Raw genomic sequence first — 24541 nt, 5'->3', positions numbered from 1 at the left:
ATACGATGTAGTTTCTTTCATCCCTCACTTTTTTTCAGTTTTCCCGCTTCCCAGATAAAGTAGACCACAGGAATCATAAAAAGTGTGAGCAGCGTTGTGCTGCCCATTCCACCTATCATTGGCAGGGCAATACGGCGCATAACATCGGAGCCCAGGCCTTCGGTTATAAAAATGGGGGTAAGTCCGATCATTGTTGTGGCAACCGTCATCAGTTTGGGCCTTACCCTGAGGGCGGCACCGAAAATGATCGCATCCAGCAATTCTTTCCTGTTTGCCGGTTTGGTCATCTTTACCTGTTGGTCGATGTAGAGCAACATCACCACCCCCGTCTCCACTGCGATACCGGCAAGGGCAATAAAACCCACACCAACCGCTACTGAGAAGTAATAACCCGCAAGGTGCACTGCCCACACTCCACCGACCAGTCCGAACGGTAGAGAGAGCATAATCATCAATGTCCTGTCGAGTCTGCCAAAATGCAGCATAAGCAAGGTGAAAATTATAAGAATCGTTGCAGGCACTGCGATCCTCATTCGTTCCTCGGCTTCCTGCATCTGCTCGAACTGACCTGACCAGATAAGGTTATATCCGGGAGGAAGAGCAACCTTTTGGTTAACAATATCCCTTGCCTCGTCGACATAGCTGCCAATATCCCTGCTGTCGATGTCCACAAAAACCCAACCTGTCAGCCGGGCGTTTTCAGACTTGATCATGGGCGGGCCTTCGACAAACTCAACGTCCGCTAATTGGCCCAGGGGTATGTGTTGACCCATTGGGGTCGGTACTAAAATATTGGTGAGATCATCAAAGTCTTCCCGGAACGCCCTGTCGTACCTGACAATAATGTTGTACCGTTCTCTACCCTGTACTACCTCGCTTACCCTGCTGCCGCCCAGGGCGGTGCCGATGATGGATTGAACAGTGCCGAGATCTATGTTGTAACGGGCTATTTTGTCACGGTCCGGTGTTATTTCCAGGTATTTCCCGCCAGTTACCCGGTCAGCGAAAACAGATCGGGTACCATCTATATCCTTGACTGCGGATTCTACAGAAAGAGCCAGGCGGTTAATTGTTTCAAGCTTGTCTCCGGTGATTTTAATGCCGATGGGAGTGCGGATACCTGTTGAAATCATATCCATACGGATTTTGATGGGGTAACCCCACGAGTTGACCAGTCCCGGCAACTTGACCCTCTTGTCGAGTTCTTTAATCAGATCGTCCTTGGTCAACCCTTCTCGCCATTCTTCTTTGGGCTTCAGGCGAATCCAACTCTCAATCATCGAGACAGGTGCAGGATCTGTAGCGGTTTCGGCACGACCAAGTTTACCGAAAACCATCTCCACCTCCGGCACGGAGCGAATCAGCAGGTTGGTCTTCTGCAGGATCTCTTTGGCCTTTGTAACTGAGATGCCGGGTAAGGTTGTCGGCATGTACAGTAACTCACCCTCGTAAAGGGCAGGCATGAACTCAGAGCCGGTTTTGGAGACTGGATAAACCATGGAAATGAGCATCAGTAGGGCAAGAACTATGGTCAGCCATTTCCACTTAAGGGCTCGTACCAGTAAAGGCCTGTAAATAAATATGAAAAATCGGTTAATCCAGTTTTCATCTTCTCTGCGTATCCGCCCCCTGATCAGCCAGAGCATCAGCACCGGTACCAGCGTTACCGAAAGCAGGGCGGAAAAGGCCATGGAATAGGTCTTGGTGTAGGCAAGGGGAGAAAAAAGCTTATAGGATTGTCCGGTTAAGGCAAAGACGGGCAGGAAGGAGACGGTGATTATCAATAGAGAAAAAAACAGCCCGGGACCTACTTCCTGGGCCGCCTGTAAAATTACTTCAGCTCTTTCCCGTTTACTTATGGTACCTCCCAGCTCAGAGAGTTTACGGTGGGCGTTTTCCACCATAACGATGGATGCGTCCACCATTGCACCGATGGCAATGGCAATGCCGCCAAGAGACATGATATTGGCGGTAATTCCCTGGGCTGTCATAACGATGAAAGCAGCGAGAATTGCCAGCGGCAGGGTGATGATCGCCACAAGGGCCGAGCGGGCATGGAGCAGGAATACAAGACAGACCATTGCGACGACGATACCTTCTTCTATCAGCTTATCCTGGAGATAGGAGATGGAACCTTCTATAAGGGGGGCGCGGTTGTAGACGGGGATAATCTCAACACCTTCAGGCAGGCCGCTTTTTATCTCATCTATCTTCTTTTCTATGCCGCGGATGACGTTCAAGGCATTCTCGCCGACCCGCATTACCACGATGCCGGCCACAACCTCGCCTTCACCATCAAGCTCGGTAACACCCCGACGCAGTTCCGGTCCCTCAACAATACTAGCCACATCAGTAAGCAAAACCGGAATGCTATTTCGCGAGTACAGGACGATTTTCTGCAGATCCTCAAGGTTTTCAGCATAGCCTTTGGAGCGGATGATATATTCGGTTTCGCCCCGTTCAAGAACACGGCCGCCCGCCTCTACACTAGCCTTACGAACAGCTTCGATCAAACGGACTAATGGTACATCAAAAGCGCGAAGCCGGTTGGGATCTACCAGGACCTGGTACTCTTTTACAAATCCGCCAACCGAAGCGACCTCGGCCACGCCTGGTACAGTGGCTAACTCATAACGGAGAAACCAGTCTTGCAGGCTACGCAGTTGGGCCAGATCATATATCTGGTTCCGGTCAATTACGGCATACTGATATACCCAGCCGACACCTGTTGCATCCGGGCCAATCTGCGGACGGGCTGTCTCCGGCAATTCGGCCCCTATTTTGGAGAGCGCTTCAATAACCCGTGACCGGGCCCAGTACTGGTCAACCCCGTCCTCAAAAATGATATAGACAAATGAGGTACCGAACATGGAGAACCCGCGCACTGCTTTACTGCGAGGCAGGCCGAGCATGGTCGTTGAAAGCGGGTAGGTAACGAGGTCCTCAACAATCTGTGGGGCCTGACCTGCGAAGTCAGTGCGGATGATCACCTGGGTATCGCTCATGTCCGGGATGGCATCAAGAGGCATTTCGCCCAGAGCGCGAATCCCAGCGACCAGGAGGGTAATGACAAATAGAGCAACCAGCAGTTGATTCTTTACCGACCAGGCGATGAGACTTGCGATGGCTCCGGTGCTCTCACTTTCGTTACTGTGCATGTGAGTGCTCCTCTGACCCTTTCAGGTTATTCTCATCAAGGGGTATTTCGCGTGCCGTGACATCATCGCCGAAAGGATTTTGTATGTCCCCGGCCAACTGTATCCAGCTACGCCTGTCTTCTGTAGTAAAAAAAGCCAGGCCAAGCTCGTTGTAATAGCGGGGGCGACCCTCGAGAACCCAGGGCTCGATAGCCTCTACTGAGCCGGCAAGCAGCTCCCGCCAGCCACTGAATGTCATAATCCCGGCACGGTCTTGTAAAGTAGCGAGAAAATCCTCAGCCACAAAGGCAAGTCTGCTTCCTTTCATCTCATGGTACAGCTTTTGTGCAGATTGTTCGGCAACATCAAGTAACTGGGGATTGGGGAGTCTGCCGGCTATAAGCTCCTCATGAACGTAGAGGGTTCCCTCGACCATATGATTGAGCAGTACAAGCTGGTGTTCGCTCACATCCAATTCGGCAAGGGAGAGCGCCAGCTTTTCCATACGTCGAAAAGATTCACGCAGTGAACTTTCAGAATCAATGAGAAACTGGCCGGAGAGCACAACCTGGTCACCTTCTGCAAGACCGGCCTGAACCTCCATAAGTCCCTTGTACTGCAGACCGGTCAAGATTTCCCGTGCCTGAAAGGTTCCATCGCCACGTTCGAGTATCACGTAGCTTCCCTCCTTGTTCTGCAGGACGCTCTCGTATGGAACAGCCAGACGGGGTCTGATATCGGACATGATTGTCACATCCACATAGGTACCGGGGCGGATGATACCGTCGGGGTTTTCCAGAATAAGACGCATCTGCGCCGTACGGGTGGCTTCTTCAACCGCCGGTGAAATGTAATCGATTGTTACATTTTCCCGGTGAATGCCGATGTTTGGAAAATCCACATCTACCCGACTCTCCCGGTTGACGAATGAGATGTCCTGTTCGGCCAGGTTGACACGTACCCAGACCTGTTCATAGCTCTGAATTCGCATGGCAATAGCTCCGGGACGCAAATAACTTCCCTGACGGATCGAGATGTTTTCTACGCTCCCTTTCTGCTCCGCGTAGTACGGCAGGCTGGGTTTGATCTGTCTTCTGTTTCGTATCTCCTCAACCACTTTCTTCTGCACACCAAGAGAGCGCAGTCTGTCTTCTGTCACCCTGACTCTGTCGGTGATACCGGAGGAGAGTGCTGTAATATAGTCCTGTTGGGCGGCAATGAGCTGTGGACTGTAAAAGCGAAACAGCAATGATTCGGGTTCCACTTCATCGCCCTCGGCGTTAACGATCAACTCCTCTATCCACCCCTCCACGCGTAACGAAACATCGGTTTGCAGCCTCTGGTTGACGACCACTTCGCCGAAACTCCGGATGGATCTGCCAAAATAGGCTGTTTCTGCCGGTTTGATCCGAACCCCTGTGCGCTGAATCATGTAGGGAGGCAAAGTAAGACCGTGCTCCGCTTCATCTCCCTCGATAACCGCCCCCCCTTCCAATTCCACCAGATCCATGCCACAGATCGGGCAGGTGCCAAAGGAGTCGGAGATATAGTGCGGATGCATCGGGCAGGTGTATTGAGTTTCTGCCGCGTGGATGAATCCGCTCAGCAGGGTAAAGAGGAGCGTAAGAGTACACAGTGCGGCACGAGTAGCCTGAAATTGCTTAATAAGTTTCATGGATATCTGTAGGTGTTATGTGTGCGTTGAGTTCTTCAGCAATACGTCTGTACTGGGTTTTTTCGCCGGTAATCTGCGACAGGAGGGAAAGCCGTGCTATTTCCGCCTGGAGGACAGGTTCAAGACTTGTCTGGCCTGCCGAATAGGTCCTCTCCATTGCTTCAATCTTCTTTTCAAGAGCCATGTCTTTCTTTTGCAGAACCTCTATGTTGAGGAAAGAGGAGTGCTTTTCACTTAAAAGGCGGGTTGTCTCCATTTGCCAGGTCCTGATGGCCTCGTCGTAAATATGCTGGGCACTTTTTCTGCCGCTTTGGGCCGCCTCAAGTTTGGGATGTTGATTTTTGGATGCCCAGAGAGGAATGGTCATCCTGAATTGGAGAGAGAACCAGTCGTCACCATCAAATGAATCATTTTCACCGTCCTCTCTGATTTTATAGGTCGCGACCATGCCAAAATTTGGTGAATATTTGCTGTCGGCTAAATTGACACGGGCTTTTTCAACCTCTATGTTGCTGGCGGCGAGCTGGACCGGATACAGTTCGCCCAGGTCACCTGTCCACAGTTTCTCGTCAAAGTCGAGATCATCAATTTCGGGAATTTCTCCAATCAGCTGGATCAGGTCAGCCTCGATGAAAGCCTTCTCGGCTTGCAGGGAATTGAGTTTTTGTTCGACTTCAGCGAGTTCAATTTCTGTCAGAAAGGTCTTTTGATATATCGGTTCACCTGCAACAATCTGTCCTTCATAGTAATCCTGCAGTTGATCGATGATCAGTTTCTTTTGTTCCTCATATCCAGCCTGCTTATTCACCCTCTGCAATTCGGCTATTCGTGTGAAAAAGAGTGCCTGGAGACGGGATCTGGTGTACTCGGCCAGCAATTCCGTACTGCCGGCAGTGGAGAGGAAAATGTCTCTTTGTGCCTTTCTGCCCTTGGTGTTGGGGATATCCTGTGAGAGGCCGATTACTTTAGAGGTGGGAAGAAATCGGTCAAATGCCGGGTCAGATATCGGGACATTGTCAACCCCCAGGAAAACCGATGGGTCCGGTAGTCCCATGGCTCCTTCGGCCTGGTATTGAAGAGCGTTATGCTGCTCGAGCACGGCCTGAATCTTCGGATGCTTGTCAAGCAGGTCGAGATAATAGCCCAGTTCTTTGCCGTATACCTGACTTATGCAAAGGTTGAATGTCAGGAGAACCGTGAAAAGGACATGTTTCATAAAACCTCCCTGTGAACTATTTTAAGAGAATCAAAATAACCTTATGCTTTTAATGATACATGGTAAGTCGTTTCTTCCTTCAACGTCCTGCCATTTTTTGTTCGAGAACTTTGCGGGCACGGTAAACTCTTGTTTCAACAGCTTTCTGACTTATGCCAAGAATCTCGCCGCATGTTGCCTGACTTTTTTCCTCAAGGGTGTAGAGGATAAGAGCCGCTTTCAGTTTGTGAGGTAGTCTGGCTATCTCCTCATGCAGTTTGTCAATCTCAACTTCAGTGTCATAACTCTCCTCAATCCGGGCATCATGCACCATTTCGGCTTTGGCCTTTGTTCCATCGCTTTGGTCAGACAAAGAAAAAAATTTTCGAAGCGTCTGTTTTCGCCCAAAGTCGCGGCAGAGATTGAGAGCTATCTGATACAGCCATGTTGAAAATTTGTATTCCGGGTTATATTTTTCCGCCCTGGTGTAAACACGAAAGAATGTTTCCTGCACCAGATCGTAGGCAACATCTTCATCGTGAACATAACGAAGCACGAAAAAAAAGAGTGGCTCCTGATACCGTTTCATGATGATATCAAGGGCAATATTTTCGCCTGCTACGAGTCTTTGAACCAGGATTGCGTCGTTTTCTTCTTGACCGTTCAGCATTAATTCTGGCGGAGTCTCATTACTGCATTGTTTTTGAGAAGTGCAGCCTGATTCTGGTCGAGAACCTTTTCAATCGTAGCGAGGTGCGTCAGGGAAAGTGTTTGTAGCTCTCCCATGGCAGCATGTATTTCAGAGACCAGAGGTTGTATTTTATCGCTTTCGTACCCCTCATGTTCGATCACGTCCGCGAGTTGCAAATTCGCCTGGTGCATCCTGTTGGTGAAATGGTTTCTTTTGTTTTGATACCTTTGCTGTATTTCAGTGAGCTCGGTTTTCTGCTCATCAGAGACTTTCAGTACGTTTGTATAGAATGAGTCCAGTTCCTGAGGTTCAGCCGGTCTGCATGCAACTTTCAGGGCGTTATCGAGAGCGGTTTTCTGACCAACCCACAGGCCGATTGAAATACCGCAAAAGAAAAAAACAGCCAGGGAAACCAAAAATTTCCATTTCATGGTGTAAACTCCCAGGTCTGAACTGACGCAAGATTGAGTGAGGGGGCGGACTGATATGAAAAATACCTCAGGTCAAAGATATCAGACTGATACTGGTTGGCTTGAAGCAACACCTGCGATAAGGCGACAAAGGCGAGCAGACTCAGACCGAGGGTGGCGACTTTAAAACCTATCGGTATAACAAAACCGGTCTTGTCCTCTTTCCTGGCCGAACGCACTCTCTCCCAGACATCGCCAGATAAATTTTCCAGCCGCCTGTAATCAGGTTGCTTTCGAAGAGAACTGTCTATTTTTCGCCTTATGTTATCCATATCAACCTCCTGGTTCGTTAATAATAATTATACGAAGACAGTACTTCGACCCCTCAAAACATTTTCGATTACCTTCAGAAAAATTTTTGAGGGAGCAGGGGCTGGTATTTGATTCGGCTGTAATGTGTCGTGGTTCTGCTTTTGCTAAACGCTGGTGCACCATTTTCTCCATGCTGTTGTAGCTTTCTGATTCCTACCGGCTCTCGAACCGGAGTATATGAAAAGTAATTTTTTTTTTTGCTTTTCCATGAGCCGTCAAATTTCGTTCGAATAATCAGCCTGATGTCAAAATATTCATATTGATTTTCAGTGAAATCAGAATCTTTATCAAGCCCAGAGTACGTTCTTTTCTCTTATAACGGGCAAGGTGAAAGTGGGAATAGGCCTGAAAGGCTGATAATAAAAGTGCGCCAGAGGCATAAAAGAGATGATTCCCTGATATATTGATAGAGAATAGGGGCTACCTAATCACATTGAGAGGGAGGTGGTGAGTATCAGGTAGATGTTTCAGCATGATACGTGGTTCTCAAACTATAAAGGGAGGATTTCATGGCCAGGGATAAACTCTCCACCGAGGAATATGAAAAGGCACTGGAGAAGCTTCAGGTTGAGCTGTGTCTGTTGCAGCGTTATGTAAAAGAGCAGGGCCTCAGGGTGGTTGTGGTCTTTGAGGGGAGGGACGCTGCAGGCAAGGGCGGAGTCATAAAAAGAATAACGGAGCGGGTCAGTCCCCGGATTTTCAGGGTGATTGCCTTGCCTGCTCCCAATGAACGCGAAAAAACACAGTTGTATATGCAACGCTACATCAAGCACATGCCGGCGGCGGGGGAAGTGATTCTCTTTGACCGCTCGTGGTATAACCGTGCCGGGGTGGAAAAGGTGATGGGCTTTTGCAGCGAGTGGGAATATGAAAATTTTCTGGCGAACACGCCTCAATTTGAAAAGTATCTCACAACTGTCGGTATCGTGCTCATTAAATATTTTTTCGATGTCACCATGGAGGAACAGGAGAGACGGTTCAGGAAGCGGTTGACCGATCCCAGGCGGCAATGGAAACTCTCGCCGATGGATGTGGAGTCATATCAGAGGTGGTGGGACTATACCGCAGCCTATAATCGAATGATCCAGGAGACGGATAGTGAACATGCTCCCTGGTACAGGGTGCGGGCAGATGACAAGAAAAAAGCCAGGTTGAACTGCATAACTCACCTACTCAGTATGATTCCTTACGAACATCTGGAATTTGAGGCGCCCGACCTTGGCAAGCGCAAAAAACGGGTGAAAGGGATGCCGAAGAAAATCAACTTCAGGCATACAGTTAAAGAGTTGTATTAGTCTCATTGTGAGGAGTGAGGAGTGAGGAGTGAGGTGGGGGAAAATATAAACGGCACATTGGAAGTTTATCCAATGTGCCGTTTGAGGTAAATCAGCTTTGCTGTATTACTTGGGGATGGAGCCTTCAACACCCTCAACATACCAGCTCAGGCCGAGAAGTTCCTTGTCGGAGAGCACCTCGCCCTCTTTGACAACGATCTCGCCTTTCTGATTCTTGATTGGTCCCTGGAACGGGTGGAAGGAGCCGTCGATGATGGACTGCTTGATCTCTTCAGCCATCTTGCGAACATCTTCAGGTACCGCATCTCCGTAAGGAGCCATTTTTACCATACCGGTGCTCAGGCCGTCCCAGGTGTCCTCAGACTTCCAGGTGCCGTCCATTACCGCCTTGGTTCTCTCGATGTAGTATGGGTCCCAGTTGTCGACGATGGCGGTGAGCTGGGCTTTCGGTGCGAACTTGATCATGTCGGAAGCCTGACCGAAACCGTATACGCCACGCTGCTCAGCAACCTGCAGTGGGGCAGGGGAGTCGGTGTGCTGGGCGATAATGTCACAGCCCTGATCGATAAGAGTCTTGGCCGCGTCACTCTCTTTGCCCGGATCAAACCAGGAGTTTACCCAGACAACTTTCACTGTCGCTTCAGGATTTACCTTGCGAAGAGCGATGGTAAAGGCATCGATACCGCGGATAACCTCCGGGATAGGAAATGAGCCGATGTAGCCAACTACGTTGGATTTGGTCATTTTGCCGGCCATTGCACCGATGATGGCGCGTCCCTCGTAGAAGCGGGCGGAGTAGGTGGTGACGTTATCAGCACGTTTGTAACCGGTGGAGTGCTCGAACTTCACATTGGGGAACTGCTTTGCCACTTTAACGGTCGGGTTCATGTAACCGAACGAGGTGGTGAAGATCAGGTCGTGACCGGAGCTTGCCAGCTGGCGGATAACGCGCTCAGCATCCGCACCTTCGGAGACGCTCTCAACGTAAGAGGTCTTCACGCCGAGCTCTTTTTCAACCGCAAGACGTCCCTGGTTATGCTGGTAGCTCCAACCGTGGTCACCGATCGGGCCTACGTATACAAAACCAACCTTAGTCTCTTTAGCTGCCGCGCTGCCGGCAAATGCCAGCCCTGCGGCAAGCATTAATGCTACTGCTGCTCTTTTCAACATCTCGCTCTCCTCTTGTGAAATCAACTGGTGAAATTTTAAATTGTAAACAACCCCTCGCGAACTGGAAGCATCAACTCTATTCGCTTCAACCCGCCATCCTGTTTACAAAGCATACACAATCTGAATACAAACATTTGAAATATAATAAAGTTACAGTTTTTGTCACGCTTGAAACGAGCATGGCTCAACGATAACGGTATTACGCGGGGAATCATAGACTGGAGATGCCGTGAAGGGTGCAGACTCGGCAACGGTCTTCTCGCCTGTCAGCTTTCGATGGCAGGTGAGAAGAGAAAAGAAAAGCGCTCCATCGACGATGGCGTAACAACGTCGCTGGAGCGAAAGGAAAATGATTTATTTGCTCGGATGAAATGAGCGGCCGAGGCTTGCCGGGGCATTGATGCGTATCTTGGAAAGATCCCTGGAAATAATTACCAGCACGACGATGGTTGCCAGGTACGGCAGCATCGACATCACCTGGGCCGGCACCGCAATGCCGTACGCCTGGGCGTGGAGCTGCAGGATGGAGATACCGCCGAAGAGGTATGCGCCAAACAACACACGCCATGGGCGCCAGCTGGCAAATACCACCAGTGCCAGGGCGATCCAGCCTCTGCCTGCGGTCATCTGCTCAACCCAGAGCGGCGAGTAGGCGAGGGAGAGATATGCTCCACCCAGGCCGGCCATGGCGCCACCGAAAAGAGTAGCCAGGAATCTGATTCGAATAACTGAATAGCCCATGGCATGAGCGGCATCGTGGGAGTCGCCCACCGCACGCAGAATGAGACCGGCTCTGGTCCGTGTTAAAAAGAGATGAACTAGGCCAACCATCAGCACACTGAGATAGACCATTATGTCATGGTTAAACAGCAGATCGCCAAGGAGCGGGATATCGGAGAGAAATGGGATCGAGACATCGGGAATACCCTGGTACGCCACACCGATCATTGACTGGCCAACCAGAGCACTCAGGCCGACACCAAAAATGGTTAATGCAAGGCCGGTTGGCACCTGGCTTGCGTGAAAATAGAGAATTAAAACGCCAAACAGGGCAGCCATTACCATACCGGCCATGATGGCAGCCAGGATAGCGAAGGTGGCACTGCCGGTGACATGAACGGTGAGAAAACCGATGATGGCACCCATGACCATCATCCCCTCGACACCAAGGTTCAGTACCCCGGATTTTTCTGTAACCATCTCGCCGATTGCGGCAAATAATAGTGGTGTTGCTGCTGTAATGATAGTGAGCAGCATGGGAATGTATGCTTCCATTATCTCTTCTCCCGAGCCAGAGCAGGCTTACCGAATTGAACGCGATAGTGAATGAGTACGTCACAGGCCAGCAGGAAAAACAGCAGCAAGCCTTGAAAGACGCCTGTAACAGCCACCGGCAGGTTGAGTTGGATTTGCGCCATTTCGCCACCCAGATAGGTGAGCGCCAGCAAGATGCCCGCAAAAAGCGCTCCAACCGGATGCAGTCTGCCCACATAGGCGACAATGATGGCGGTAAAGCCATAACCGGGAGAAATGGACGGCAATAATTGACCGATAGGGCCGGAAACCTCTATGACACCAGCGAGTCCGGCCATGGCACCTCCGATCAGGAGGGTTATCCAGATAATTCGGGCACCGCTGAACCCGGCATGGGCACTGGCCGCAGGTGCTGAACCGGCAACCTTGATCTGGTAACCGAGCAGAGTTCTGGAGATTATGACCCAACCCAGGCCGACAGCTATCAATGCCATCAGCGCGCCAACATGCAGTCGTGTTCCCTCGATGAGGATAGGCAGCATGGCGGAATCCCCAAACAGTCTTGATTCAGGAAAGTTAAATCCATCCGGGTCCTTGAGTGGACCATGCACCATCAGGTTCAGGAACAGACCAGCCACGTAACTGAGCATCAGGCTGGTGAGGATTTCGTTGGCGTTAAAGCGCACCCGTAAAAAGGCCACGATTCCGGCCCAGGCCATACCACCGGCCATACCTGCAGCGAGCATCAGCGGCAGGATATAAAACCCTTGCTGATCATAAAAGTACAGGGCGACCACACCACCGCAGAGGCCGCCCATTGTCAGCTGGCCCTCGGCGCCGATATTCCACACTCCTGCTTTAAAACCCAAAGATAGCGCCACGCCGATGAGAACAAGAGGGGTTGCTTTCACCGCAAGCTCGGCCAGATTATAACTGGATGAGAGCGGCTCGACAAAATAGGAATGCAGGGCAGCGAGTGGAGAAACACCCATAATAATAAAAAGTATCACACCAGCCAGCAGTGAAAGCACAAAGGCAAGCACCGGTGAAAGGTAAACCATCGATTTTGAAATCTGCTGACGTTTGACCAGGCTAGGCAGCATTGTTCTCTCCTTTTTCAAGCGAGACACCTGCCATCAGGAGCCCGACCTTTTCGACGGTCATTTCGTCTGTAGGGTAAAATCTGGACAGTCGGCCGCCGCAGATAGCGCCGATTCTGTCTGAGATATCCATCAATTCATCAAGATCCTGGGATATTATGAGCATTGCCGCTCCCTTGTTGGCAAGCTCGCGCAGAGCATCGCGGATGGTCTGGGCAGCACCGGCATCAACACCCCAGGTCGGTTGGGAGATAATGAGAATGTCAGGGTTCTGGGTCAGCTCACGGCCAATTATGAACTTTTGCAGGTTGCCGCCGGAGAGACTCTCGGCTTGAACATTTGAGCCGGGGGTTTTGACGCTGAAATCGTCAATGACCCGGTTGGCGAATTTTTTAGTCCTGCCGTAATTGATCAGGCCCCGCATGATCAGTTTCATCCGCTGAAAGCCTGTCATAAACGCATTGTCAACCAGGCTCATGTCCGGCACCGCACCATGGCCGAGACGCTTCTCAGGGACGCTGGCCAGACCTGCACGTCGCCTGGCGTTGGGATCAAGCCTGCCGGAGTGTTTTCCGTCAATAATGATGCATTCGTTATTTTTACAGCTCTCCTCGCCGTTGAGTGCCTTGAGCAACTCATCCTGGCCATTACCGGCCACACCGGCAATGCCGACAATCTCACCCGCCCGGACGTCAAGATCAATATCAGTGAGAGAGACACCGGTTGATTCGGCTGCGGCCAGATTCAAGCCTTTCACCTGAAGGCGAATTTCACCAAAGTCAGTTGTGCGTTCTGCCTGGCTGGAGGTGAATTCTTCGCCCATCATCATGGTGGCCAGAGAAGAGGTGGATTCTTTTTCAACATCCACAGTGGCAATATGTTTGCCCGTTCTCAGAATGGTGGCTTTCTGGCAGATTTCTTTTATCTCGTCAAGTTTGTGACTGATGTAAAGGATGGCAAGACCTTCGCCGGCAAGGCGCTTCAAGGTGACAAAGAGCTTTTTCACCTCCTGGGGCGTAAGCACCGAGGTTGGCTCATCCATTACCAGCAGTTGCGGCTTCTGCAGGAGGCAACGAACAATCTCGATCCGTTGGCGCTCGCCAACTGAGAGTGTATAGACATGGCGATGGGGATCGAGGGGAAGGCCGTAACGATCAGAAACCTCTATGATTTCCTTGGCGAGTGTCTCACGGTCAACCTCTTCATCCATGCCTAAAGAGATGTTTTCAACGACGGAGAGGGAGTCAAACAGGGAGAAGTGCTGAAATACCATGGCAATGCCAAGCTCACGCGCCTTGGCTGGTGAGTCTATTTCAACAGGTGTGCCCTTGTAATAGATGGTGCCGCTGTCTGGTTTGAGGATGCCATAGATCATCTTCACCAGGGTCGACTTGCCTGCGCCGTTTTCGCCAAGGAGGGCATGCACCTCGCCGGATTGAAGACACAGATCGACACAATCGTTGGCCAACACTCCCGGGAAGCTTTTGGTCATTCCCTGGAGTTCCAATAGAAAATTGGATTTATCAGAGTTACTCTTCATCAGTCTCGCGCTACTGCTTTAAGATTGCCAGGTTATCGCAGTGAACTCTGCGGATTACTGGAGCAAAACATAACATGTTAATAAAGGGAACATAGCGTATACCCTTTTTTTTAAAAATTTTCATCCAAAGGAATTCATGGGCACGATGATTTTAGGAGTCAAGCATTTACTGAGATATTCGACTTTGCTGAAAAGTTGTGCCAAAACTCGATTTACTGGGAGAACGCTTTTCACATTTGCTGCTAATCAGGATACAATTTAATAAGATTGTTTGTGGGAATGTAGCATCGGTTGTGATTGTTTGCAGCCCAAGCCGTTTTGTTTGTTTTCCAGTAATCGCCTATGATATAACGCAAAAAAATGGATCAGAAGAGTCTCTCCTGTTACAGGAGGCCCACCCAGAAAACGCTTATCATAGATGATGAGGAAACATCCCGTTTTTCTCTCAACTACTTCCTCCTGGAAGAGGGGTTTGAGGTTACCCTGACTACCAGTTACGAAGAGGCGGAAATCTTTTTGTCGCGTACGGAGTACGACATAATATTCGTAGAAATTGCTATCGCTGGCAGCCTCGGTTTCGATTTCCTCAAGAAAGTACGCGAATCATATTCTGATACGCAGGTAATTGTTGTGACCGGCAGTCCGGATATCGATAAGGCTCTAATCTCGCTTAAGCTGGGAGTCATCGACTTCATTCTCAAACCGGTTCGTCTCAATGAACTTCTCAAAGCCTCCAGGCTTGCCCTGCGCCAGAAACATCTATCTGGTGAGAACGAATACTATAGATCAAATCTTGAAACAATTTTCAGAAGTGTCAGGGATGGCATTGTCACTGTCGATACGTCTATGAGGATCGTGCACCTCAACGAGGCCGCTATGGTGCTCTGTGGTTTGAGTGATGCGGTTGGCAGACCTATCAGCGAGCAGGCTGTTGATTGTGGGCGAGGATGTCTGGGAATCCTGCAAGATGTGTTTACCGGGAATGAGGCAAAACAACATTGCTATATTGAATGCCAACGTACACATAAACACAATCAGATAGTCAACTTGAGTGTCTCGCCATTGTTTGAAAACAGCAATGGGTTTTCCGGTTATGTAATGGTTATGCGGGATGAGACCAAACTGCACCAGAAGGAGAACCTGTCCGTGGATGAGCCTGAGCTTGCCAAGCTGATAGGTGAAAATTCCCAAATGATATTAGTTAAAAAACTCATAAGGACTCTTGGTGAGTTGCGGACAACGGTGTTAATCACTGGGGAAAGTGGAACGGGCAAGGAGCTGACGGTTGATGCGTTACACAGCTTCGGGAAATTGTCGGATGGGCCGCTCATAAAGGTTAATTGTGGCGCATTGTCGGAGAATATTCTCGAGAGTGAACTATTTGGTCATGTCAAAGGCGCATTTACCGGGGCGACCACTCAACGGGATGGGCGATTTCATTTTGCGGATGGCGGCACGATATTTTTAGACGAGATAGGTGATATTACGCCGAAGACGCAGCTGCAATTATTGCGGGTTATCGAGACAATGTGCTTTGAACGTGTCGGGAGTTCAACGACAGAAAAAGTGGAGGTACGGATCATTGCCGCGACCAACTCTGATCTTGCTTTAAAGGTTGCCAGGGGAGAGTTTCGCGAAGATCTTTATTACAGGCTGAAAGTAGTTCAAATTTCCCTTCCGCCCCTGAGAGAGCGTAAGGATGACCTACCTCTGTTGACACGTTATTTTATTCAACAGCTCAATTGTCAATATAACAAAAAAATCAGAGGCATGACAGAGAATGCACAGAACTTTTTTCAGAAGTATTCCTGGCCTGGAAATATACGTGAACTGAAGCACTGCCTGGAGCACGCGTACATTTTTTGCAAAACGGGCATGATAGCAACATCTGACCTGCCGATGGAAATACAAAGAGAGAGCGGCATGGATGATGAGGGTTTGAGCCAGATACCGATTCAGGATAACGAACTGGAAAGGTTGAAAAGAGCATTGAAAGAAACTGGTGGTAACAAGGCCAAAGCCTCAAGGATGCTCAATATGAGTCGTAGAACAATTTATCGAAAAATAGTCAAATACAATCTAACCAATTGATGGCTCTGCACCCTTGTCTTTGCACGGAGTTCACAATTTTCATATTTTTCCACTGGAAAAGTCCCGGCTACTAACCACCCCCAACCCGCATATGTCTCGCGTTGAGACGGCCTGATCGCCAGGGAGACGTGAGGTTTATGATAACAAGTAGCTAAAGCTCAAAAGCGAGGCGGGATGGCTGACCGTCTCAACTCGCCCGAAGGGTGAAGATTGTCATATCGTTTGCGTCGGTGTTGCATCAAGGAGGGTGCGAACTGTATTGGCAAGCTGGCGCTGGCTGATGGGTTTTGGGATCAGACTCTTGAAGCCGATTTCTTTAACCTGCTTTTCGGAAATAAAAGAGCTGTATCCTGTACAAAGTATCACCGGGATGTCTCTTCTGATCTGCAGAATATACTCTAATAATTCCATACCGGTAATGTGGGGCATGGTCTGGTCTGTGATGATGAGGTCAAATTTATCAGGATTTGCACGAAAATATTCAAGAGCCAGTTCGCTATCTGAAAAGATGGTGACCTGGTAGCCAAGTTTGCCTAAAAAAGCCTGATAAAGTCGAGCTATAACCTTGTCATCATCCACAGCTAAAATATGCTCATCACCCCTTGGAGAGGGACCAGCAGTGTCTCGTATCTTTATATCAGTTTCCTTGCCGATTACAGGAAAATAGACATGGAAACCAGTCCCTTCTCCCGGGCTGCTTTCAAATTCTATATATCCTCCAAAATCGTTTACCAGTCCGTAAACCATTGCCAATCCCATGCCATTTCCTTTGTCTGTGGACCTGGTTGTGAAGTAGGGTTCGTAGATGCGGCTTACTATTTTCTCTTCAATGCCAATGCCGGTGTCGGTGATCGTAAGGAGTACATAATTCTTTGGGGCACTATCCGCCGTTCCATTTTCACATGGGGAATGTGAATGTGCAACTATCTGCAAGTTAACCGAGAGCTGACCGTGGGCGCTGGTCATGGCGTGAACTGCGTTGCTACAGAGGTCCATAGTGATCTGATAAAGACCCATCTGAGTTGCCAGGATATGGCCGCAGTCATCGTCAATCTTTTCAATTACCCGAATAGTAGAAGGCAGTGATGCGCGAATAAGCTGCAAGACTTCATGTATAACAGGTGCTATCTGTATGGGTTCTCTCTTTTCCTGCTTCTTTTTACTGAAGGTAAGTATCTGTTGAACGAGTGTTTTGGCATGCTTCGCAGCAAGAATGACGTGGTCTAAATCTTCTTTCGCTTCATTTCCTTCTGGTATCTTGCGCTGTGCAATTTCAGAGAAACCAAGAACCGAAGTGAGAATATTGTTGAAATCATGAGCAATTCCTCCAGCCAATGTGCCTATGGCTTCCATCTTCTGGTGTTGGAGATATTCTTCATCCAGCTTGAGCTGTTGGGTAATATCCCGGACTATGTGAACTGCCAGGTTACGATCGTCGCCGTTATTAATAAGTGGCGAGCAGGTTACGTGGAATGACTTGCCTGTTTGGTGATTTTTGATCACAGAAGTGAATGTTTTCTGTTTGTCTATTGCTTTAATTGACGGGCACGAGGGGCAGACCTCTGATGATCCGCAAAATATCTCATAACAGCGTTTGCCCTGCAGGTCTTCAATCTCTAAATTGAAGGTGTCGCACATTGATTTGCTTGCCCGGATAATGTTCATTTCCCTATCATGGATAGTGATCATGTCATGCATTGAATCGATGGCGTGTTCCAATTCCTTGTTTTTCCGGGTGAGGACATGTTCAAGGGCCTTACGGGCAGAAATATCGGTCAGGGTTATTCTGAATTGCCTGTCATCATCGGAGTGGTTGAACTCGGTGCCGGACAATAAAACATGAATCGTACTTTTTTCGTCGCTGAGGATTTGGAGCTCACAATTCTGTTTGAGGTGGGTCTGAATAATATCCTTACGAAAACGGTAATATACTGGAAGATCGTCACGGACAATGAAGGAAGAAAAAGACTTGTTGAGGAGTCGGAGCCTGTCTCTGCCAAGCATTTCTGCTGCAGCAATGTTTATTTGTGTTATCAGGCCTTTATTGTCTATGGTTAGGTAGCCGACGGGAGCGAAATCGTAAAGATCGAAACAGATTTGATTGGCTCGCTCTAATTCACTCTGTGCTTGGAGTAAATCCTCATTTTGGATTTCAAGTTCTGCCTGATACGTAGAAAGTTCATGTACCAGTTTCTGCATTTCACTGGTGACGGGTGAGGGTAGGGTCTGACCGGGTTGTTTGCGTAACCATCTTTCTGCTCTTTTGCGCAAAGCCGAAAATTTATCGTTTCTGTCGAGAGGTTTGTTTGCCATTTTGGTCTTCCCTTTGTGGGTGGGGCAGTGCCTTACAGCGGTGAGATTTGAAACATGCTGACACTGGTGTCAAAAGCTTCAACAGTTTTTAAGGCCGGATCTTTAAGGACTACTGCTGCATAGTGCTGCAGTTCTCAGACAGAATATGGAGCTGGGATAATGAGATGGTGATTGATGACGTTAGGTGATTGTCAACTGTGATGTAAAAAACGTGTTATCAGGCAATAAAGCCAAATTGCCCGGAACGTCGTGCATGGGTATAGCGGCATCAGGCAAACCCGGTATATTCTGTCCCAGTCCCTTAGTCTGTTTGCTGTTCTATAACAATTTTTTGCCCCTGTTGTTATGGAAGTGTTACGGGTAAATCAATCATATTAGAATGTTGCAAAATAACTTTGTCTATTGTCCAGGCAGTATTTGCCCGGTTGTGCTGTTTGGTATCGATAAACGTATTGTATTGCAAAGCGCTATTTGAGCGTATAGAGCCTCATGCTTACTACATAGTAAATCTGTGCAACATATGTGGCAATATTTATCAGGGTGGCAATCAGCCCGCATCCATTGGTTGCAAGGCCAATGGATGCTGAGGTCAGGCCGAATATAGTGCGATTATTCCTGCAACGGGGGGATGTTATGGGGGGCAGATTACAAATGCCGGTTTGTAAAAAGACAAACCGGCATTTGTAAATGACACCCTGAAGGTTCCAGGGTTACATGTTTCTTCTGTATTGCCCTCCTGCTTCATAGAGAGCAGTGGTGATTTGACCGAGGCTGCAGTAACGAACCGTTTCGATGAGCTGTTCAAAGATGTTACCGCCGCCTAACGCGACCGCTTTTAATTTTTCCAGCTGTTCCTGGCTTTGCGTGGAATTTCTTTCATGGAAGTCCGCCAGCCGGCGCAACTGGTCCTGTTTGATATCATCCGATGCGCGGGAAAGTTCCAGTGTGGCGTTTTCTTCATCGAAGTTGGCATCTGGGTTCCTGAAGGCATTCACGCCGATAATCGGATACTCGCCTGAATGCTTGAGATGCTCATAATACAGAGACTCTTCCTGGATTTTGCTCCGTTGGTAGCCGGTCTCCATGGCACCAAGCACGCCGCCCCGATCACTGATGTGTTCAAACTCGCTGAGAACCGCTTCTTCCACCAGATCGGTCAACTCATCGACCACAAAACTGCCTTGCAGCGGGTTCTCATTTTTGGCAAGGCCCCATTCGCGGTTGATGATCAACTGGATCGCCAGGGCTCTGCGAACAGATTCCTGACTTGGGGTGGTGATCGCCTCATCGTAGGCGTTGGTGTGCAGGCTGTTGCAGTTGTCATAGATCGCACAGAGTGCCTGCAGGGAGGTGCGGATATCGTTGAACTGGATCTCCTGGCAGTGCAGGGAACGGCCTGACGTCTGGATGTGATACTTCAGTTTTTGCGATCGCTCGGAAGCACCATATTTTTCGCGCATGGTTACCGCCCAGATTCGACGGGCCACCCTGCCGATAACCGTGTATTCCGGGTCCATGCCGTTGGAAAAAAAGAATGACAGGTTGGGGGCGATGCTGTCGATGTCCATACCTCTGGCCAGATAGTACTCTACATAGGTAAAACCGTTGGAGAGTGTCAGCGCCAACTGAGTGATGGGATTGGCTCCGGCTTCGGCGATATGGTAACCCGAGACGGAGACTGAGTAGAAATTGCGGACCCTGTTTTCGATAAAGAACTCCTGAATGTCACCCATCATCTTCAGGGCAAACTCTATGGAAAAAATGCAGGTGTTCTGGCCCTGGTCCTCTTTTAAAATGTCTGCCTGAACAGTACCACGGACATTGGCAAGTACATCCTTTCTGATCTGCGCTTCGGTCTCGGCATCGGGTTTTCTGCCATTCTCCTGCTGGTATCTGTCAAGCTGTTGGTCCATGGCTGTGTTCATGAACATGGCCAGGATAATCGGTGCGGGTCCGTTTATGGTCATGGAGACCGAAGTGGTCGGTGAGCAGAGCTCGAAACCGTCATAAAGCAGCTTGACGTCATCAAGGGTACAGATTGAAACGCCTGAGGTACCGATCTTGCCATAGATATCGGGTCTGCTGTGCGGGTCCCAGCCATACAGGGTCACCGAGTCGAAGGCGGTGGAGAGACGCTTGGCTTCATAGTTGGCAGAGAGCAGTTTGAATCGCTTGTTGGTTTCACCGGGACCTCCTTCACCGGCAAACATTCTGGTCGGGTCTTCTTCGGTACGTTTGAGCGGGAAGACTCCTCCGGTAAAGGGGAAGAAACCGGGCAGATTCTCTTTTCTCAGCCAGCGGTAAGTATCGCCCGGATCACTGAACCAGGGCAGGGCGATCTTAGGGATTTTTGAATGGGAGAGAGACGTGGTGTAGAGTGGCACCCTGATCTCCTTGCCGCGGATTACATAAACCAGCTCATCACCGGAATACGCTTTACGGCGGTCTTCCCAGGTTTCCAGAGCCTCTTCGGTCTCCTTGGCAACATGGAGCCGCAGCGCTTCTTCTTGTTCCTGCAATGCGGTCAATGCCTCTGGTACGCAGGTACCTGCATCTTCAAGCATACTGATTGATTGGTTGAGGTGCCAGGCGTTACGAACAGCCAGGGACTGGGTTTCGGTATACTGATGATAGCCGCGAACGGTATCGGCAATTTCCGCGAGGTAACGGATGCGGTTGGCAGGGATTACTATGGTTTTTGAACTCGGGGTCTTCTTGTCCGGCTTTGGTAAGCCTGGAGTGAGCTGCAGGCTGGTTTTGGCTGCCAACCCTTCGATGATGCCATGATAAAGTGCCGTGACTCCATCATCATTGAATTTGGAGGCGATGGTACCGTACACCGGAAAATCCTCAGTGTCTGTTTCCCAGGCTTTGCGATTGCGTTTCACCTGTTTGCGTACGTCTCGAATGGCGTCGTCGCTGCCTTTTTTCTCAAATTTATTGATGACGATAATATCGGCGTAATCCAGCATGTCGATTTTTTCGAGCTGCGAGGGGGCGCCGTACTCGCTGGTCATCACATACACCGAGAGATCAGAGAGGTCAGTAATTTTTGAATCACCCTGGCCGATGCCGGCTGTCTCGGCGATAATCAGGTCAAAGCCTGCGGCTTTGGCGACCTTTATCGCATCGGGGAGCGACGCGGAGACTTCGTTGGCAGAATCGCGGGTAGCCAGGCTGCGCATATAGACCCGTGAAGAGCCGGAGATGGAATTCATGCGAATCCTGTCACCGAGCAGGGCACCGCCGGTTTTCCGCCGGGACGGATCACAGCAGATAATGGCAATATTGATATCTGGTATATCGTTTAAGAATCTGAGCAGTAACTCATCGGTGAGAGAAGATTTTCCTGCCCCACCGGTACCGGTAATGCCAATCACCGGCGGCGTGTTTTTGGCGGCCATCGGCTCGATCATGGCCAGCAGTTCAGCCAGATTACCGCTGCCCTCTGTCCTCGCCTGCTGGGCCGCAGTGATAAATCTGGCGACTTCTCTTTTATCAGAACAGTTCAGCTGATCGGGATTGAGCTCCTTGAGGCTGGTGGTGGCAAAGTCCATACGGGAGATCATGTCATTGATCATGCCCTGCAGGCCCATGGTCGCACCATCTTCAGGGGAATAGATCCTGGTGACGCCATACTCTTCGAGCTCTTTAATTTCGTCGGCGACGATTACTCCGCCACCACCGCCAAACACCTTGATATGTGATGCCCCCCGTTCTTTCAGGAGGTCGATCATATATTTAAACGCCTCCATGTGTCCGCCCTGATAGCTGGACATGGCAATACCATTGGCATCTTCTTCGATGGCGGTGTCTACAAGTTCCTGTACGGAGCGGTTATGAGCCAGGTGGATGACCTCAACCCCGGAGTCCTGCAGGATTCTCCGCATAATATTGGTTGAGGCGTCGTGACCGTCAAAGAGTGAAGTGGCCGTTATGACCCTGACAGCGTGATTGGGAGAATAGACTTCTACATTCGCGTTCATGGTGTTTCCTCATGTTTCAGGTGAAATCGCGCTCGACGATTTCCAGACACTTTCACGCGAAGCGTAGCAGCCAGGAGGATACAGCAGAAGGCGCCGGGGCTAAACAGGCTCCTTCTTACTGTCCAGGAAGTTCATGATAAAATCAGTCTGCTGCGCGATGTAGCTCTCAATGGTGAAGTGTTTGGCAAAGTACCATCTTCTAAAAGTCCATGAGTGGCCAAGAATGGAGATGTTATGGCCCATCAGGTTGATGGTGTCGTCGTCGAGCTCCGGCAAGGTGCCGGTGCTTCTGATCTGGTGCATTGCCTCGATAAAAAGGTCGGTGATGTTTATCTCTGCTTCGAGCACCTTTTTCTGCCATTTGGGCGACAGGAACTGGGTGACCTGATACATCAGCAGCACGTGGTCACTCATTTTGTCGCAGACCAGAAAATATTCCCGAATAACTTCTGCCAGAGCGTCTTTTCCTCTCAACGGTCTGGCCAGCGCCTCTTTGACGCCGTGTTCAACTTCGGAAAAAATTGCCATGCAGACCAGATACAGCACATCCTCCTTGGTGGAGATATAGTCATACATGGTACCTATTGAGAGACCGGTGGCCTTCGCCAGCAATCGGGTGGTGGTTTTGTGGTAGCCGTGTTCAATGAAGAGCGGTACAGCGGCGTCGACAATCTGACGGCGCCTCTCTTTCACCAGCTCCTGATTCTTGATCTGGGTAACTACCTCTTTTGCATCGCTATCTTTCGTTCTCATATGTTGTTTTTGCCTATCGTTGTTCGGTTACCTATTGATCTTGCAAAGGAAATACGATGGTAAACTATACAATATTAAGAAAGAACAAAAGAAAAACCTGATTTAACCGCCCCGTCCGCAGATCTCTCAAACAGTCTTAGTCAGCACCTCTTAAACGCTTACAGCCCGGGTTTCTATTTTCTGTCTCGACAAAAGGCGTATCTCAAGAGAAATTCGGGCCGGTAGCTCAGCGGCAAAGATGAGTACCGATAACCAGCCTCTGGATTTCGCTGGTTCCTTCGTATATCTCGGTGATCTTGGCGTCCCTCATCATGCGTTCCACCGGGAACTCACGGGAATAACCATATCCGCCAAATATCTGCACAGCCTGGGTGGTCACCTTCATGGCAGCCTCGCTGGCAACGAGTTTGGCCATTGCCGCTTCCTGGCTGTACGACAGATTATTACTCGCCCGATAGGCCGCCTTGTATATCAGCAGCCGGGCGGCCTCAACCAGGCAGGCCATATCTGCCAGCTGGAACTGCACGCCCTGGAACCTGGCAATTGGAGTGTCGAACTGTTTGCGTTCTTTGGCGTAATCGACAGCAAGATCCAAAGCACCCTGAGCAATACCAAGTGCCTGGGAACCAATACCGATACGTCCACCGTCCAGGGTCTTCATGGCGATCTTGAAGCCTTCTCCGGCCTCTCCCAGGAGATTGGAGGCAGGGATCGCGCAATTTTCGAAAACCAGTTCCATGGTAGGGGATGAGCGGATTCCCATTTTCTTTTCTTTTTTTCCGAAAGTAAAACCGGGAGTGCCTTTTTCTACGATGAACGCGCTGATGCCATGATGTTTTTGCGCATTTTTATCAGTTCGAGCCAGCACCAGATATGTTTCCGCATCTCCACCGTTGGTAATGAAGACCTTGGTGCCGTTCAGTATATACTGGTCGCCTTCGAGGTTGGCTGTGGTTCTGGTACCTCCGGCATCCGATCCGGCAGAAGGTTCGGTAAGTCCGAAAGCGCCCATCTTGCTTCCTTCGGCGAGTGGAGTCAGAAATTTCTGTTTTTGCTCTTCGGTGCCGAACAGGTAGATGGGATTTGAGCCGAGTGAGATATGGGCCGAAAGGGTGACTCCGGTGGAGGCACAGACTCTCGAGAGTTCTTCAACGGCTAGGGCATAACTGAGATAATCGGCCCCGCCTCCGCCATACTCTTCCGGGAAAATTATGCCGGTAAGACCGAGTTCAGCAAGGCGGTCAAACATTAAAGCACGGTCGAACCGCTCTTCTTCATCGCGCTCGGCGGCGCTTGGGGCGACTTCGTTTTCGGCGAAGTCACGAACCATATCTTTAATCAACCGTTGTTCTTCTGATAATTCAAAATTCATATAGCCCGCTCCATATGCCTGACGATGGTATTATCGGTCGGAATAGCTGTAAAAGAGATGCATCCCACACCCGGAGGAGGAGTCGTCGACGTGTACGGCTGTTCCAGTGGGCGGTGGTAACAGGGGCCGAAGCGTGCTGCCAGCCGGGTGCAGAATGATCTCAAATGATGCAACTGCCAGTCTTAAT

At 49.7% G+C, this 24541-nt stretch carries 17 protein-coding genes; 3 read left to right on the top strand and 14 right to left on the bottom strand.

Annotation, left to right across the window (positions count from 1 at the left end; genetic code table 11):
• Positions 1-17 precede the first annotated feature (17 nt).
• The 6 genes from FCL45_RS17750 to FCL45_RS17725 all read right to left on the bottom strand — a co-directional run bounded on the left by FCL45_RS17750 (position 18) and on the right by FCL45_RS17725 (position 7440).
• The gene (locus tag FCL45_RS17750) at positions 18-3158 is read right to left on the bottom strand and encodes an efflux RND transporter permease subunit (RefSeq protein WP_136798349.1); all 3141 of its coding nucleotides are present in this window, start codon (positions 3156-3158) and stop codon (positions 18-20) included.
• Positions 3148-4812: an efflux RND transporter periplasmic adaptor subunit gene (locus FCL45_RS17745; RefSeq protein ID WP_136798348.1), complete on the bottom strand. Its 1665-nt coding sequence runs from the start codon at positions 4810-4812 to the stop codon at positions 3148-3150. The genes FCL45_RS17750 and FCL45_RS17745 overlap by 11 nt, the downstream gene beginning before the upstream one ends.
• Positions 4799-6028 (bottom strand): TolC family protein, encoded by a 1230-nt coding sequence (locus FCL45_RS17740; RefSeq protein ID WP_136798347.1) that lies wholly within the window; start codon positions 6026-6028, stop codon positions 4799-4801. The genes FCL45_RS17745 and FCL45_RS17740 overlap by 14 nt, the downstream gene beginning before the upstream one ends.
• A gap of 79 nt (positions 6029-6107) precedes the next feature.
• Complete coding sequence (locus FCL45_RS17735; RefSeq protein ID WP_136798346.1) at positions 6108-6677, bottom strand: RNA polymerase sigma factor; 570 nt, start codon at positions 6675-6677, stop codon at positions 6108-6110.
• Positions 6677-7129 carry a periplasmic heavy metal sensor gene (locus FCL45_RS17730; protein WP_136798345.1) on the bottom strand — a complete coding sequence of 151 codons (453 nt, stop codon included), beginning with the start codon at positions 7127-7129 and terminating at the stop codon, positions 6677-6679. Before FCL45_RS17730 ends, FCL45_RS17735 begins: the two co-directional genes overlap by 1 nt.
• Positions 7126-7440: a hypothetical protein gene (locus tag FCL45_RS17725; protein ID WP_136798344.1), complete on the bottom strand. Its 315-nt coding sequence runs from the start codon at positions 7438-7440 to the stop codon at positions 7126-7128. Before FCL45_RS17725 ends, FCL45_RS17730 begins: the two co-directional genes overlap by 4 nt.
• A 549-nt stretch (positions 7441-7989) precedes the next feature.
• On the opposite strand from FCL45_RS17725, the gene ppk2 reads away from it, so the two are divergent.
• On the top strand, positions 7990-8775 hold the full coding sequence (gene ppk2 / locus FCL45_RS17720; protein WP_136798343.1) for a polyphosphate kinase 2: 786 nt from the start codon (positions 7990-7992) through the stop codon (positions 8773-8775).
• Positions 8776-8880: 105 nt separating this feature from the next.
• Here ppk2 and FCL45_RS17715 read toward each other — a convergent pair whose 3' ends face one another.
• Positions 8881-9945 (bottom strand): BMP family ABC transporter substrate-binding protein, encoded by a 1065-nt coding sequence (locus tag FCL45_RS17715; protein ID WP_136798342.1) that lies wholly within the window; start codon positions 9943-9945, stop codon positions 8881-8883.
• 159 nt (positions 9946-10104) lie between these two features.
• Between FCL45_RS17715 and FCL45_RS17710 the strand changes: the two genes are divergently transcribed.
• Entirely contained in the window at positions 10105-10320 is a 216-nt protein-coding gene (locus FCL45_RS17710; protein ID WP_176360063.1) for a hypothetical protein, read from the top strand.
• On the opposite strand, the gene FCL45_RS17705 is transcribed toward FCL45_RS17710, so the two are convergent.
• Genes FCL45_RS17705 through FCL45_RS17695 form a run of 3 tightly spaced genes read right to left on the bottom strand, consistent with a single transcriptional unit; the run spans position 10300 to position 13839 of the window.
• Positions 10300-11220: an ABC transporter permease gene (locus FCL45_RS17705; protein WP_136798341.1), complete on the bottom strand. Its 921-nt coding sequence runs from the start codon at positions 11218-11220 to the stop codon at positions 10300-10302. The two genes, FCL45_RS17710 and FCL45_RS17705, sit on opposite strands and share 21 nt — an antisense overlap.
• Positions 11220-12302: an ABC transporter permease gene (locus FCL45_RS17700; protein WP_217907601.1), complete on the bottom strand. Its 1083-nt coding sequence runs from the start codon at positions 12300-12302 to the stop codon at positions 11220-11222. Before FCL45_RS17700 ends, FCL45_RS17705 begins: the two co-directional genes overlap by 1 nt.
• Positions 12292-13839: an ABC transporter ATP-binding protein gene (locus FCL45_RS17695; protein WP_136798340.1), complete on the bottom strand. Its 1548-nt coding sequence runs from the start codon at positions 13837-13839 to the stop codon at positions 12292-12294. The genes FCL45_RS17700 and FCL45_RS17695 overlap by 11 nt, the downstream gene beginning before the upstream one ends.
• A 360-nt stretch (positions 13840-14199) precedes the next feature.
• Here FCL45_RS17695 and FCL45_RS17690 point away from each other — a divergent pair, with 360 nt between their 5' ends.
• Positions 14200-15930, top strand: a complete 1731-nt coding sequence (locus FCL45_RS17690; protein ID WP_136798339.1) for a sigma-54-dependent transcriptional regulator — start codon at positions 14200-14202, stop codon at positions 15928-15930.
• Between the two features lie 213 nt (positions 15931-16143).
• Here the strand turns inward: FCL45_RS17690 and FCL45_RS17685 are convergent, their stop codons facing one another.
• The 4 genes from FCL45_RS17685 to FCL45_RS17670 form a co-directional block, all read right to left on the bottom strand.
• Positions 16144-18243 (bottom strand): PAS domain-containing hybrid sensor histidine kinase/response regulator, encoded by a 2100-nt coding sequence (locus FCL45_RS17685; protein WP_136798338.1) that lies wholly within the window; start codon positions 18241-18243, stop codon positions 16144-16146.
• 710 nt (positions 18244-18953) lie between these two features.
• Positions 18954-22229: a fused isobutyryl-CoA mutase/GTPase IcmF gene (gene icmF, locus FCL45_RS17680; RefSeq protein WP_136798337.1), complete on the bottom strand. Its 3276-nt coding sequence runs from the start codon at positions 22227-22229 to the stop codon at positions 18954-18956.
• Positions 22230-22328: 99 nt separating this feature from the next.
• The gene (locus FCL45_RS17675; protein ID WP_136798336.1) at positions 22329-22982 is read right to left on the bottom strand and encodes a TetR/AcrR family transcriptional regulator; all 654 of its coding nucleotides are present in this window, start codon (positions 22980-22982) and stop codon (positions 22329-22331) included.
• Positions 22983-23208: 226 nt separating this feature from the next.
• The gene (locus FCL45_RS17670; protein ID WP_136798335.1) at positions 23209-24354 is read right to left on the bottom strand and encodes an acyl-CoA dehydrogenase; all 1146 of its coding nucleotides are present in this window, start codon (positions 24352-24354) and stop codon (positions 23209-23211) included.
• Positions 24355-24541 lie beyond the last annotated feature (187 nt).

This window comes from Desulfosediminicola ganghwensis, assembly GCF_005116675.2.
Lineage (GTDB): Bacteria > Desulfobacterota > Desulfobulbia > Desulfobulbales > Desulfocapsaceae > Desulfopila > Desulfopila ganghwensis.
Note: the sequence above shows the minus strand (reverse complement) of the source record. Positions and strands in the feature narration are given on the sequence as shown.